The 13,867-nt window shown below is 45.1% G+C and carries 13 protein-coding genes; 6 read left to right on the top strand and 7 right to left on the bottom strand.

Translation table 11 applies throughout. The features are described from left to right. Positions 1–10: 10 nt before the first annotated feature. Complete coding sequence (locus ACVBJC_RS02900) at positions 11–358, bottom strand: DUF3622 domain-containing protein (protein ID WP_447159378.1); 348 nt, start codon at positions 356–358, stop codon at positions 11–13. Positions 359–562: 204 nt separating this feature from the next. Beyond that, complete coding sequence (locus ACVBJC_RS02895) at positions 563–763, bottom strand: DUF3565 domain-containing protein (RefSeq protein ID WP_447159377.1); 201 nt, start codon at positions 761–763, stop codon at positions 563–565. A gap of 382 nt (positions 764–1,145) precedes the next feature. Between ACVBJC_RS02895 and ACVBJC_RS02890 the strand changes: the two genes are divergently transcribed. Further along, on the top strand, positions 1,146–2,678 hold the full coding sequence (locus ACVBJC_RS02890; protein WP_447159376.1) for a DEAD/DEAH box helicase: 1,533 nt from the start codon (positions 1,146–1,148) through the stop codon (positions 2,676–2,678). 334 nt (positions 2,679–3,012) lie between these two features. Here the strand turns inward: ACVBJC_RS02890 and dbpA are convergent, their stop codons facing one another. The 3 genes from dbpA to ACVBJC_RS02875 all read right to left on the bottom strand — a co-directional run bounded on the left by dbpA (position 3,013) and on the right by ACVBJC_RS02875 (position 5,984). Beyond that, positions 3,013–4,422, bottom strand: coding sequence for an ATP-dependent RNA helicase DbpA (gene dbpA / locus ACVBJC_RS02885; RefSeq protein ID WP_447159375.1), 1,410 nt, complete (start codon positions 4,420–4,422; stop codon positions 3,013–3,015). Positions 4,423–4,877: 455 nt separating this feature from the next. Then, on the bottom strand, positions 4,878–5,588 hold the full coding sequence (locus ACVBJC_RS02880; protein ID WP_447159374.1) for a DUF3313 domain-containing protein: 711 nt from the start codon (positions 5,586–5,588) through the stop codon (positions 4,878–4,880). 180 nt (positions 5,589–5,768) lie between these two features. Further along, entirely contained in the window at positions 5,769–5,984 is a 216-nt protein-coding gene (locus tag ACVBJC_RS02875; protein WP_447159373.1) for a YheV family putative zinc ribbon protein, read from the bottom strand. A 153-nt stretch (positions 5,985–6,137) separates the two neighbouring features. On the opposite strand from ACVBJC_RS02875, the gene ACVBJC_RS02870 reads away from it, so the two are divergent. Both ACVBJC_RS02870 and ACVBJC_RS02865 read left to right on the top strand, forming a co-directional pair. Continuing rightward, positions 6,138–8,048: an ABC transporter ATP-binding protein gene (locus tag ACVBJC_RS02870; protein ID WP_447159575.1), complete on the top strand. Its 1,911-nt coding sequence runs from the start codon at positions 6,138–6,140 to the stop codon at positions 8,046–8,048. Positions 8,049–8,155: 107 nt separating this feature from the next. After that, positions 8,156–8,617: a TIGR02444 family protein gene (locus ACVBJC_RS02865; RefSeq protein ID WP_447159372.1), complete on the top strand. Its 462-nt coding sequence runs from the start codon at positions 8,156–8,158 to the stop codon at positions 8,615–8,617. Positions 8,618–8,644: 27 nt separating this feature from the next. Here the strand turns inward: ACVBJC_RS02865 and ACVBJC_RS02860 are convergent, their stop codons facing one another. Both ACVBJC_RS02860 and ACVBJC_RS02855 read right to left on the bottom strand, forming a co-directional pair. Beyond that, positions 8,645–10,231, bottom strand: a complete 1,587-nt coding sequence (locus ACVBJC_RS02860) for a GMC family oxidoreductase N-terminal domain-containing protein (RefSeq protein ID WP_447159371.1) — start codon at positions 10,229–10,231, stop codon at positions 8,645–8,647. Positions 10,232–10,266: 35 nt separating this feature from the next. Beyond that, the gene (locus ACVBJC_RS02855) at positions 10,267–10,782 is read right to left on the bottom strand and encodes a TAT leader-containing periplasmic protein (RefSeq protein WP_447159370.1); all 516 of its coding nucleotides are present in this window, start codon (positions 10,780–10,782) and stop codon (positions 10,267–10,269) included. 307 nt (positions 10,783–11,089) lie between these two features. On the opposite strand from ACVBJC_RS02855, the gene ACVBJC_RS02850 reads away from it, so the two are divergent. The 3 genes from ACVBJC_RS02850 (at position 11,090) to ACVBJC_RS02840 (ending at position 13,378) form a co-directional block, all read left to right on the top strand. Then, positions 11,090–12,070, top strand: a complete 981-nt coding sequence (locus tag ACVBJC_RS02850; RefSeq protein ID WP_447159369.1) for a hydrolase — start codon at positions 11,090–11,092, stop codon at positions 12,068–12,070. Further along, a complete protein-coding gene (locus tag ACVBJC_RS02845) occupies positions 12,064–12,318 on the top strand; it encodes a YheU family protein (RefSeq protein WP_447159368.1) in 255 nt (84 codons plus the stop codon). The genes ACVBJC_RS02850 and ACVBJC_RS02845 overlap by 7 nt, the downstream gene beginning before the upstream one ends. 172 nt (positions 12,319–12,490) lie before the next feature. Next, complete coding sequence (locus tag ACVBJC_RS02840; RefSeq protein ID WP_447159367.1) at positions 12,491–13,378, top strand: phosphoribulokinase; 888 nt, start codon at positions 12,491–12,493, stop codon at positions 13,376–13,378. Positions 13,379–13,867: the final 489 nt, after the last annotated feature.

Genomic DNA, 13,867 nt, shown 5'->3' with positions numbered 1-13,867 from the left:
CGATAGGAGATTAACGCTCTGCGTCAGACTCGTAATCTGAGTTATCGTCATCATAATCACTTTTAGGCGCAGCAGCTTCACGTGCACTGCGCCATACTTCTGCAGCTTGCTCTTTTGCATCAGCAGCTTCGTTACGCTCATCACGTGCCTTAGCCTTACGCTCGTTACGCTTGACTAAGTTTTCTAAGAATGACTTAAGCTCAGTCTCACCCCAAGCTTGCGCTTCAGCTTCTGTAGCAAAACCTTTCTTACTCTTAGAAACAACGATCTTTCTCGCTGTTTGACGACGAGTGATTTGGCCAGTCCACGTTGCGCCATCTGCTACTATGCGAAAATCATACTTCTTAGTTTGTGTCATGTTACTTTTTATCCTAACAATAATTCTAATACTTGAGCCAAACACACTGTTGGGCCGAATAAACCTATTAAATATAGATCAATTCGCCAACGATATTGGTGAGCTCAATCAATACGCAAGAACAACAACCTAAGCATCACTCTCACGTTCATAATTCTGTTTCTAAACCGCACTGCCAATGTTCACCTTACACTGCAATACGCTTTACTTCATTCCCGACTCTAATTCACACAGCTTACAATTAAGCTTATAACCAATCATGGCATTTCTACCCTCTTGATCTGTCACCCAATCTCGCCGCTCCCATGGAGGACGATGACGAACATGCTGAGTATGACCGCAAGACAAATTGGCAACCCAATGATCTTCATCATCTTTATGATAACTCACGATAGGCTGCAGCATGACAAACCGCCGAATTAGGTAAAATAGTTACCTAGAATTTACTGGTAAAAATCGGTAGATGAACTTTCAGGGGCGCGAGATTAACACATGCAGCGCTGATACAACATCTTTTAATTGCCCAAAAATCACACAATCGACGTTTTTTTTCAAAATTAGCCCATTTCAGTGCGTAACAGTTATCAATCCAGCCCAATATCTCCAGCCTAGAATCAATTTAGTGCCATACTCTTTATAACGTGGTTATTTGGTCAGTGATTGCTTAATAATTAGCGCTTTTTAAGCAGATCCTGTAAGCTGCACGGCCGCCAGCATCCGCAGGCCCCCTAAAACCGCTGCCAGTCGTACTTTAACGCCTATTTCGCAGCCGAAATGAGACCTATCTATGAGTTTTGCCTCACTGGGCTTATCAGCCCAAATTTTGAAAGCCGTTGCCAACAAAGGTTATGACACTCCTTCACCTATTCAGGCACAAGCAATTCCAGCCGTACTTGAAGGTAAAGACGTGATGGCCGCTGCGCAGACCGGTACAGGTAAAACAGCAGGCTTTACCCTGCCATTGCTAGAGTTACTTTCAAAAGGCACTAAGGCACCAGCAAAACAAGTACGCGCATTGGTATTAACACCCACTCGTGAGCTAGCCGCTCAGATTGGTGAAAGTGTTGAAGTCTATGGCCAATTTTTACCTCTGAAATCTGCGGTAATATTTGGCGGTGTTGGCATTGGCCCACAAATTTCTAAACTTAACCGCGGCGTTGATATTCTGGTTGCGACACCAGGGCGTTTACTCGACTTATATAATCAACGTGCAGTGAGCTTTAGCCAGCTCGAAGTATTGGTACTTGATGAAGCCGATCGCATGTTAGACATGGGCTTTATTCACGACATCAAAAAGATCCTGGCGATTCTGCCGGCTAAGCGTCAAAACTTGATGTTCTCAGCCACTTTCTCTGATGAAATTCGTCAACTCGCTAAAGGCTTAGTGAACAATCCTGTAGAGATCTCGGTTACCCCACGTAACGCGACCGCTAACACGGTACAGCAGTGGATTTGCCCAGTCGATCAGGGTCAAAAAGCCGCTGTTTTAGTCCAGCTAGTTAAGCAGAACAATTGGCAACAAGTATTGGTATTTAGTCGTACTAAGCACGGTGCAAACCGTCTTGCCAAGAATCTTGAAGCAAAAGATATTACTGCTGCTGCTATTCATGGTAATAAGAGCCAAGGCGCAAGAACCAAAGCTTTGGCTGACTTTAAGAGTGGCGCTGTGCGAGTGCTTGTGGCCACCGACATCGCTGCACGTGGCCTTGATATTGACCAACTGCCGCAAGTGGTGAACTTTGACTTACCAAATGTGCCAGAAGATTATGTGCATCGTATTGGCCGAACAGGTCGTGCTGGCGCTTCTGGCCATGCTGTATCGCTCGTTAGCAGCGAAGAGATTAAGCTGCTACGTGACATTGAGTTACTGATCAAACAGAACTTAGAGCGACGCCCTGTTGAAGGTTTTGAACCCACTCATGGCTTGCCAGAAACAGACTTAACGGGTAAATCACATGGGCAAAACAAAGGCCCACGTAATGGTGGTCAAGGCCGAGGTAACGAACGTTCTCGCAGCCCACATAAAGGCGCTAACTCGGGCGGTGCTAGCAATAAATCACCAAACCCACGTCGTCAAGGCAATGCGCAAAGCAGCGAAGGTGTGAAGGTTGAGCATAAAGATGGTCAACGCAGCGGCGAAATGGCACGTGGCCACCAGCCAACCGAAAACAAACCTAGACGTCAGCGTCGCCCTAACGCTGGCAGCTCTGCTAATGGTAATCCAAGCAATGGCGGCCCAGAGCGCAGCCAAAGCAAGCCATCGGGTCAGCGTCGTTCTCATTCAAATAGAAGTGCTAATAAGCCAAGCCAAAATAGCTAATATTTAAACTGGCCAGCAACAGATACAATGACCAAGACTCTCCATCCGTGGGTCTTGGCATTAGCGCCTTTGGCATAAGTGCTCCAGGCACAAATACCAAGACTACCCATAGGTGTTCGTATTAGCGCCCTTGGCATAAGTGCTCCAGGCACAAATACCAAGACTACCCATCGGTGTTCGTATTAGCGCCCTTGGCATTAGCGCCCTTGGCATAAGTGCTCCAGGCACAAATACCAAGACTACCCATCCATGGGTCTTGGCATAAGTGCTCCAGGCACAAAAAAGCAGCGCCTAAGCGCTGCTTTTTTATACCTAAAGCCACACCCAAATGCGCTTAACGCATTTCCCATGCACGGTATGAACGGCCTTTTAGCTTACCGTTCGTAATTTTATGCAGGGCTTTTTTAGCCACTTTGCGGTTAACCGCCACGTAAGCGCGCATATCGGTAATTTTGATTTTACCGACTTCAAAGCCCTCAATACCATCCTCGCCCGTTAATGCACCAAGAATATCACCAGGACGCAATTTCTGCTTTTTACCACCATCGATTTGCAAGGTGATCATCACAGGTTGTACCGGGAAGGTATCTAACAAGTGCTCTGATGGCAGCGCTTCATTAACGATATCACGCTCAAGATAATCTTCGAGCAATGCAATCTTGTAGCCATCTTCATCATTGTAAAATGTGTGCGCCGAACCTTTACTGCCCGCACGGCCTGTACGACCAATACGGTGAATATGTACTTCAGTGTCGTAAGCCACGTGATAGTTAATCACAGCGTCCAATGCGTCGATATCAAGGCCACGCGCCGCAACATCGGTTGCCACCATGATAGACACACTCTTATTGGCAAACTGCAATAAGGTTTGGTCTCTATCTCTTTGCTCTAAATCACCGTGTAGAGCAACAACGCTAAAGCCGTCATTCTTCAATTGCGCAGCAACATCTTTGGTTTCACGCTTGGTATTACAAAACACCACAGCACTTTCAGGGCGGTATTGCAGCAGCAATAACTTCAACGCTCGCATGCGGTCGTTGTTATTACCAACCTCATAGAAGTGTTGTTCTATGGTGCTTGTTGCATGAGTCGAAGCCACTTTAACCAATACGGGTTTGAACATGATCTTATCTGCAATAGACTGGATCTGCTCAGGGAATGTCGCACTAAACAGTAGCGTCTGGCGCTCTATCGGCATACGCTCCATGATGCCTTCAAGCTCAACCTGAAAGCCCATCTCTAACATACGGTCAGCTTCATCGAGCACTAAAGTATGTACATTGTCTAGATCTAAGCGGCCGCGATCTAAGTGATCGATAATACGGCCTGGCGTACCAACAATAATGTGCGCGCCATGTTCTAATGAGCCAATTTGTGGCCCCATTGGTACACCGCCACAAAGGGTCAGTACTTTAATGTTATGGATACCACGAGCAAGTGTACGGATCTCTTTTGCTACTTGGTCAGCAAGTTCACGAGTTGGGCATAAAACCAGTGCTTGAATGCGAAAACGTTTAACGTCTAATTTGTGCAGTAAGCCCAAACCGAACGCTGCCGTCTTACCCGAGCCAGTCTTACCTTGGCCAATGACATCTTCGCCATTAAGAATGGCAGGTAAGCTTTGCGCCTGAATCGGTGTCATCGACTCATAACCCATCGTTTTTAGGTTATCGAGTAATTCAACCTTAAGGTTAAGGCTTGAGAATGGCGCTTGGCCATCGGTGTTTGGGACTGATTGAGTCAAAGTATCTTTCCTAAGTATTCACTGCTGTTTAGGGCCGTTTACCCTCTAGGACTCGATACCTTAATCAGGTTCATCAAATCGCGCTTGGCAGTGATAAAATCATGGTGACAAGGCTCCAAACCATCAGGAGCAAAAGTTGTCGTTTGCTATCGCTATAAATTATAGCGCGCTATTGTAGCAGTTATTCTTTTAGTTGCAGCATGTCGAATATAGGATAACTAATAAATATATCGCTATCGCAGCCTTTTACGGCCTTTAGCGCCGAGTTTGGTTAACTTGGTGCCTCTATTAACTCGGCCGCAATAGCCCTGATGTAAATGAGCAAGCTCCTAACAACAGAATCCTAGCCACAAAAAAGCTGGCTATGTTTGCCAGCTTAATATTAGTCGTATCGAGGATGATTGCCGCATCAAATTTGCCAAGAGTGCATAGATAGTGCAAACAACTAATGTCAGTTACAGATCCTCGCCGCGTAGTGTTGCGCTTAATCTATCAACCCACCAATCAACCGCATCTCTAGCATCGTCGGTTGAGTCAATCATGGTGCTAAAGTCTTTACCGCCCGCTTTTCGGTCAATCACAGCCACGATAGGCTTACCCGTTTGCGCATCGCTAAGCATAAGCTCTATCGTCGCACTACCCACATTGGTATGCTCGCCAGTCACTACCTTTGAAATACTTGAGATCCCAAGCCCAAAAGGCAAAATACTGCTAGTGACGGCTAAAATTGGATTCGGGGTTTCAATATTGGTTAACGCCACGCTGACTCTAAGTGTTTTAGGCGCTTCACCTTTAGCGAGGGTTTGCTCCAGTTCAGTTTGGTTGATGATCTTAAAACGCTGACTGGCTTTTTGCTTAATTTTACTGATTAGATAACGTGAAACCTCAACAACATCCTCATCATCTAAGTTGTCGTAACGGGTTTTATCATCTAAAACTAACCAAGCTTGGTCAACGATGACGCTATCGTACTGACTAAGGATTTGATTAAGGTCGCTAACACTTTTTATTTTAGGTTGCGCCCAAATAAGGTCACTTCCACCGTCAGGGCCGGGTCGAAAATCGTCAAATGAACTAAACATCTGCGAGTTTCTATAATCCTGGATGGTGCCACAACCTGTTAGCAATAAAGTCAAACCCAGCAAAAATAGTCGTGTCACAGTCATGGTCTTTACTCACTTTAAGTCGATGCTAACCCGCCTGTTAGCAAATAATGAGCAAAGTTTACACCAATAAAACACAGCAATAAAACACAGCAGAGCACACAACGTGACAAACAGCACAGTACACAACCGTATACTCACATTCCCATCTAAAAAGGTTGATCTATGGTTCAGCGACTTCGATTAATCTGGATTAAATACACCAATAACTGCACCACTGGCTTTTTTAGCCACTTTTTCTTCTGTTTGTTGCTCACGATAATCGCACTCAACACACTCTACGGTTTCAATACCATTTTCTTTAAATAACACGATTGATTCTTTTGCTTGGCACTTCGGGCATTTAGCACCTGCTACAAAACGTTTCTTCACTTTTTTAGTTGTTGTCGTTGTTGTCATGATTTAAATTCCTTTACACATATGCCTAACATTTTGCCACAAAAGCTGCGTCATGACCGTACTTTTCTAGGATTCACCATAGAAGTAACCATGGGTTCTAAGCTATTATCTGTCCCCAATATTTGCTGTTACTCTGACATAAAGCCGACCTCAATGATCACCATCACTCAAGCTCAACTCGTTCGTGGCTCGAAAACCTTGCTCGATGAAACTTCATTAACCGTCTACCCTGGCCACAAAGTCGGTCTGGTTGGAGCAAACGGCAGCGGAAAATCTTCATTACTTGCGCTTATCTTGGGCAAAATCCATCTTGATAAAGGTGAGTTTACTATGCCTAGCGGTTGGCAGATGGCCACTGTGGCGCAGGAAACACCCGCACTTGACGTCTCAGCCATTGAATATGTCATTGATGGCGATACAGAATACCGCGAACTTGAAGCACTGCTACATGCTGCACAAGAGGCCGACGATGGCCATAAAATTGCGCTCTTGCATGGCAAAATTGATGCGATTGGCGGTTATGCCATTCATTCTCGCGCCGCAAGCTTACTCGCCGGCCTAGGCTTTAGTGAGCAAGAGCAGCGCAATCCAGTTAAGAGCTTCTCGGGTGGTTGGCGTATGCGCTTGAACTTAGCTCAAGCACTATTGTGCCGCTCAGACCTACTGCTTCTCGATGAGCCAACCAACCACTTAGACTTAGATACCATGTACTGGCTAGAGGGCTGGATTAAAGCTTATCAAGGTACGCTTATTCTTATCAGTCACGACCGCGACTTTATCGACGGCATTGTCGATGAAATCGTTCATGTCGAAAATACTAAGCTGAACTATTACAAAGGTAACTACACCTCCTTTGAGCGCGTGCGTGCAGAACGGATGGCGCAGCAACAAGTGGCATTTGAACGTCAGCAAAAAGAGCGCGCTCATATGCAGTCTTTTGTTGACCGTTTCCGTTATAAAGCCAGTAAAGCTAAGCAGGCTCAAAGCCGCTTAAAAGCGCTTGAGCGTATGGCCGAGCTCTTACCATCACAAGCTGATAGCCCTTTCCACATGGCTTTTAGAGAACCTGAAGCCCTACCCAATCCTCTGGTGACCATGGAGCAAGTCTCTATCGGTTACGGTGAAACTGAGATCCTAAAAAAGGTACATCTCAACCTTGTTCCTGGTGCTCGTATCGGTTTATTAGGTCGCAACGGTGCGGGTAAGTCGACTCTGGTAAAGCTACTGTCGGGTGAGCTGTCACCGATGAAAGGCAAATATGAGACAAACCCAGGCTTAAATATCGGCTATTTTGCCCAGCACCAGCTGGAATTTTTAAGCTTAGATGACTCACCACTGCAGCATATGGTGCGCCTAGCCCCAAATACCAAAGAGCAAGAGTTACGTAACTTTTTAGGAGGCTATGGCTTTAATGGTGATATGGCTTTAGCGCCAGTTAGACCTTTCTCTGGTGGTGAAAAGGCGCGTTTAGTATTAGCGCTTTTGGTTTGGCAACGTCCTAACCTATTGCTACTCGATGAACCGACCAACCACTTAGACTTAGAGATGCGTCATGCGCTAACCATGGCACTACAGACCTTCGAGGGCGCAATGATTATCGTCTCGCACGATAGACACTTATTACGCTTAAGCTGCAGCGACTATTACTTAGTCGACCAAGGCGAAGTAAAAAGCTTTGAAGGTGACTTAGATGATTACCATCAATGGTTGCTTGATGCGGCAAAAACCGCAGGCAAAGAGGAAGACAGCGACGCGAGCACGCCGATTCAAGATAAAAAGCAGCAAAAGCGCTTAGAAGCCGAACTTAGACAAAAGCTGTCGCCACTTAAAAAAGTGCAGACTAAGCTGGAGAAAGAGCAGCAAAAAGCCAACGACCGTTTAAAAGAACTTGAAGGGATGCTAGCTGACACCAGCCTTTATGATGCCGATAATAAGGCTAAGCTTACCCAAGTGTTAGCCGAACGAACCACGCTTACCCAAGGGTTAGAGGAAAGCGAAATGGAGTGGCTAGAGATCCAGGAAGAAATTGAAAGTATTGAACAAGGTGTTCGCACTGAAATCTAACAAGAACCATAATTAATACCATTGAGTATAAGGGAAGCATTGCTTCCCTTTTTATTTGTCATACCATAGGTATCAATCTTCAACGATTATTTAGGCAACTGAACTTAATGACATTAGTAGATAACCTTCCCCCCAGCTTGTGGAGCGATTGCGATGCCATCTATGAGCAACACCAAAGCCTGTGTTTGCAGTTACAAGATGCCCACCAGCTCAACGTCAATCTATTGCTATTAGCGATTTGGCTCGATAAACAGCAGCACACTCTTGCGTTACCTCATTGGGAGAGGCTGCAGCAAACGATGTTTACATGGGAACAAAAGCTCTTACTGCCCTTTCGAAAATTAAGACGCCTAGGTAAAAACCAGCTTGAGAGTTCGGAATACCAACAGATGCTAAGCGTAGAGTTAATGCTAGAGCGTAAGTCTCAGGCGATGATTTCTAACACACTGCAAGCTATGCCATTAGAGTCGAATGACACAGGCCAAGGCGCAAATAATGTAAGCGACTATCTGAGCATATTTAACCTCAAAAGCGCTCACTATCCCTCATTGCAACTCAAAAGCGAGTAATACTCGCCGTTTTACATAACATGGTAGTTATGTTGTTAATCTCTCAGCCAACCGCGTCGCGTTTCTTGCGGTCATACCGTAAATAGACAGCTGTGGATTCGCGCCTAAGCTCGTCGGGAATATTGAACCATCCATCACCGATAGATTATCGAAGTAGTGCGACTCACCAAAGCTGTTCACCATCGACATGTTAGGATCTTCTCCCATTGGGCAGCCCCCCATGACATGCGCTGAGGCGACAACCGTTTTCAGTGGTGCGAGATCCATATTCTTTATGGCTTTCTTGGCCTCATTCCAGCTCGAAAGATACGGCATGCCTTGACTAATAGGCAGTACTTGCTGCGCACCTGCGGCAAATTGCAGCTCTGCCATACTCGCGTAAGCTCGCCTTGCTGCACGCCAAAAAGCTTCTGTGAGCGGGTAATCGAGTGTAAAGCCATGCTCGGTCAATTTAACCTGCCCGCCTTGGCTGTTTTCATGATAACCATCGCGAACCAATGCGATGGTCACTTGCAGTTGATTGAACTTCTCCATTAAATCCGCGTGACTTTTGCCGTAACCAATGGTTTTTGAAGCGATCAAAATTGGATGAATTGGCGGGACTTCAAGCTTATAACCGAGTTCACCGTCCGCGCCATTTTGCCATACAAACTGATCTGAATAGATGGATTGTGGTGCACCGCTGTGGCCATTAATTGGATCGCTAAACACGGCCCCGCTCAATAAGGTCGGATGTAGGAAGGTACGTTTACCAATAATTTCATGGGGATCAGGCAACTTAGATCGCAACATGATGGCCGGAGTATGTATGGCTCCCGCCGACAAGATATAATGTTTTGCCTTAAACATCAGTTCAACCGGTAACGGCTGCATGTTGCTATCAACCGCTTGAGCTTTTACCGCAAAAATTTTGTCATTATGATACTCAAGTTTCATCACTTTAGCTTGACTCACTAACGTCGCACCGCGATCGAGCGCCGCAGGTATGGTGGTGACCAACATCGACTGTTTAGCATTGACTGGGCACCCCATGCCGCAGTAACCGGTATTCCAACAGCCTTTAACATTGCGCTTTATGACGGTGTAGTCCCAACCGAGCGTTTCACATCCCTGCTTTAATGCTTGGTTATTACGGTTTGGATCATAGGCCCATTGACTAATGTTAAGCCGCCGCTCCATTTTCTCAAACCATGGATCGAGTTCCTGACGAGAAAGCCCCACCACAGATTTGGCTTGAGCCCAATATTCAAGTGCTGGTTCTGGCGTGCGGATAGACGTTGTCCAGTTAACCGTTGTTGAACCGCCTACTGCACGCCCCTGAAATATGCCAATAGCCTTATCGCTTGTCTTCATTCCAGCCGCTTGATGATACAGATCCGGATAGGCGACACGCTCTTCCATGACAAAGTCTTTCGAAGATTTAAGCGGGCCTCCTTCAACGATAATCACTGATAGGCCAGCCTCGGTGAGAATTTCTGCTGCGACCCCGCCGCCCGCGCCACTCCCCACAATCACAACGTCAGCTTCTAAAGTTTGGTTTTGAGTCAGCTTAGCCGCATTAATATGTGCCCAGCCAGACTCTAAGCCCGTTACAATAGGATCTTCAATGGCCACAAGCTACCCCTTACCCAGCGTGTTGATTAATAACATCAGTTCATATCCTCAAGGAAAGTTGGCTTGGCATAATGTAAGCGGCTCCAATGTTCTGGGTTGGAGTAATAACTCGCCATCACTAATTCTCGCAATCCTTGATAAGCTGTCACCATCATGTCGATGAAGCTTGTGCGCCAATTTTGTAGCATCTCAATCAACTCAGGCTGTTTACGTAACATCAAAGGAGTCATACTGCCGGTCAAAATCAATAGACCTAAGCGTCCTTCGAGCATTTCAAGTAGTTGTTCAAGTTCTGCCTGGCTTTCTTGAGGAAGAATAGAAATAGTGTGCTCGATGGCATCTAAGGTACGATTTATCGCGTCACGCTTTAGTGTGGCAACTTCAGGCAAGGCGCCATCTAAAAACACCGGCACTAGCACGCTAAATAACAATCGATGCTTGTCATCAAGTTCTTTATTAACGCGGACATAATCCGACGAGTAATAATTAACTCCCAGCGCTAAACAGGCTGTCCCTGCTAATGCCGTCGTGATAAAAGTACGTCGTTCCATCGCGCCCTCTATTGTTATTAAGTACTTATAATTACGTGCTTATCATTGAGTGATTCTGAGTGTTTTAGCGCTAAAATATCCTCACTTACGCTGTCATTTAGATGCTGATTTACCCCGTCACTAAACGAAAAACTAAACAAATAACTAAACAAATAACTAAACAAATAACTCCGCGAGTCACTTTAGCCAGTTATCAGCCTTACAGCTGGAAACAAAGTCGATAAATGGTCTGATTACAATCTATGCTACACTCTGCTCACAATAACAATTAAACACACGTTTTAATTTTCAGCAATAGCCAATTATTATGAAGCCAACTTTTTCACCCCCTTGGTGGGCTAAAAACCCCCATGTTCAGACGATTCTCCCGGTACTCACCAAAGTGGACAGACCACAGTTAGATCGCGAAAGATTAGAACTGAGCGACGGTGATTTTATCGATCTAGACTGGCAAGGTACACCTGAAAACCATCGAGCTATTCTGGTCATTATTCATGGCTTAGAGGGCAGTGCAGAGTCGCACTATGCACGTCGCATACTGACGGCCAGCAAGGCAATTGGTTTATGTGCGGTTGTGCATCATCACCGCAGCTGTTCAGGGGAGCTTAATAGACTCGCTCGTGGTTATCACAGTGGTGATACTCAAGATCTTCAAACCACTTTACAACATTTAAAAGCACACCATCCAAACAGCCCACTGCTAGCGGTAGGATATAGCTTAGGTGGAAATGTTTTAGTTAAGTATCAAGGTGAGCAACAGCAACAAAGTTTAATCGATAAGGCCGTTGCAATCTCTGCTCCACTGCAGCTCGGGTCTTGTGCGAACCGACTGGAAAAGGGCTTCTCCAAAGTTTACCAAAGCTACCTAATTAAACAGCTGCAACAGAAAATGCGCGGCAAGTTATCAAGACCAGAACTCGCAGCAGTGATGCCAATTAACCATAAAGATATTGAGCAGCTCAATACCTTTTATGCCTTTGACGATAAGATCACGGCGCCACTCCATGGCTTTAACGATGTCGAAGACTATTACACCCGCGCTAGCGGCTTACCTTATTTAAGTTTGATTGCGAAGCCAACGTTAGTTATACACGCTAAAGACGATCCGTTTATGACTGACGCTGTCATCCCAAGCAACAATCAATTGTCTAATCAAGTACAATATGAACTACACGATAATGGCGGCCATGTGGGCTTTATAAACGGTGGCAGCCCTTGGCGACCTAAATATTATCTTGAACAGCGTGTATTGAATTTTTTAACTTCAGCGGAAACCTCAAAATGTTAGTTCCTTACGAATCTTTGTCGCAGTTACCTAGCGATACCTTTTATAACCTCATCAAAGAATACCTTATCAGCCAAGTTGAAGATGGTAGCTTTTCCGGCGATGGTCAGCACAGCATGGAAAAGGCTATTGTTCAATGTAAAGCGGCCCTCAAACAAGGTATTTTAGTCGTAGAGTACAGCGAAGAAGAGGAGTCAATTGGCATTAGGCGTAAAGAGGATATTGTCATTCACGACATGAACTACCAGTAAGCTTAACCGTTGAACTTGCTTGAGCTTACTTTGACCTGAGTTTGACCTTAGCTAAGCTAAGCCGTATAACTGAAGATTCTAAGTACAGTATTCTTACCTGAGTCACTATGATTAGTCGCTGCTTTGGCTAACGTGCAGGTGATCGTTAACTATCTTTATTTTGGGTAAAAAAATGTCAGCGAAACATCCTATTATTGCCGTCACAGGTTCGTCAGGTGCAGGCACCACTACCACTACGACGGCATTCAATCATATCTTTAGACAGCTCGGCATTAATGCAGCAATTGTGGAAGGTGACAGTTTTCATCATTTTACTCGTCCAGAAATGGCGGTAATGATCCGCAAAGAGAAAACTGAAAATAGAAATATTAGTTACTTTGGTCCTGAAGCAAATGACTTTAATCGTCTCGAAAAGTGTTTTAGCGACTACAGTAATACTGGTCAAGGTGAAACTCGCGCGTACTTACATACCTTTGATGAAGCCGTGCCTTTTAACCAGATGCCAGGTACCTTTACCCAATGGCACCCGCTGCCTGAAAATACCGACATGCTTTACTATGAAGGCCTGCATGGCGGGGTCGCAACCGATGATTGCGATGTTGCGCAGCATGTCGATCTACTCATAGGTATGGTGCCAATCGTCAACCTTGAGTGGATCCAAAAAATCATCCGTGACACCTCTGAGCGTGGCCATAGCCGTGAAAAAGTCATGGACTCAATAGTGCGTAGCATGGATGACTATATCAATCATATGACGCCGCAGTTTTCCCGCACTCATATTAACTTTCAACGCGTACCAACCGTTGATACATCAAACCCATTTAGCGCTAAGAGTATTCCAACACTAGATGAAAGCTTTGTGGTGATCCGTTTTCGCGGTATTAAAAATGTCGACTTCCCCTATTACCTACGCATGATCCAAGGCTCATTTATGTCTCGGGTTAATACCCTTGTCGTGCCAGGTGGCAAAATGTCATTGGCGATGGAGCTCATTCTCACTCCACTAGTGAAAGATCTGATGGATAAGCGATTACAGTTAATCTCTCCAGAAAATGAGTAACTCAAAATTATATTAAGATTTGTTTAAGCCTCTCTAGGTAGACTGCTGCTTATCGGGATTTCAGGCGAAAGAACGATAAGTTAGCATTCCCTTGGAGGTAAATTCCCCCATCTTGATCTGTTTATTTCCTCGGGATTGCTAACTGCCCAATTTTCATGATTGATCTTCTTATTTCCTTTAAATCGCTAGCTACTTCCTCTAAAAATATTCCAAATAGTAAATTCCACCTTCATGCTTGATCTGTTTGTTTCTTTGGGATTGCTAACTGACCTTTCTACTCTATCTGCAAAAAAGTAAATTCCACATCCATGCTTGATCTGTTTATTTCCTCGGGATTGCTAACTGCCCTTTCCTAACTTTATCTTCCAAAAAATATATTTTTACCGCTTTCAACAAAACAACCAAAGTAAACTCCACATCCATGCTTGATCTGTTTATTTCCTCGGGATTGCTAACTGCCCTTTCCTAACTTTATCTTCCAAAAAATAT

Source organism: Shewanella sp. 0m-6 (assembly GCF_052977325.1).
This window is presented reverse-complemented; position numbering and strand designations above follow the sequence as displayed.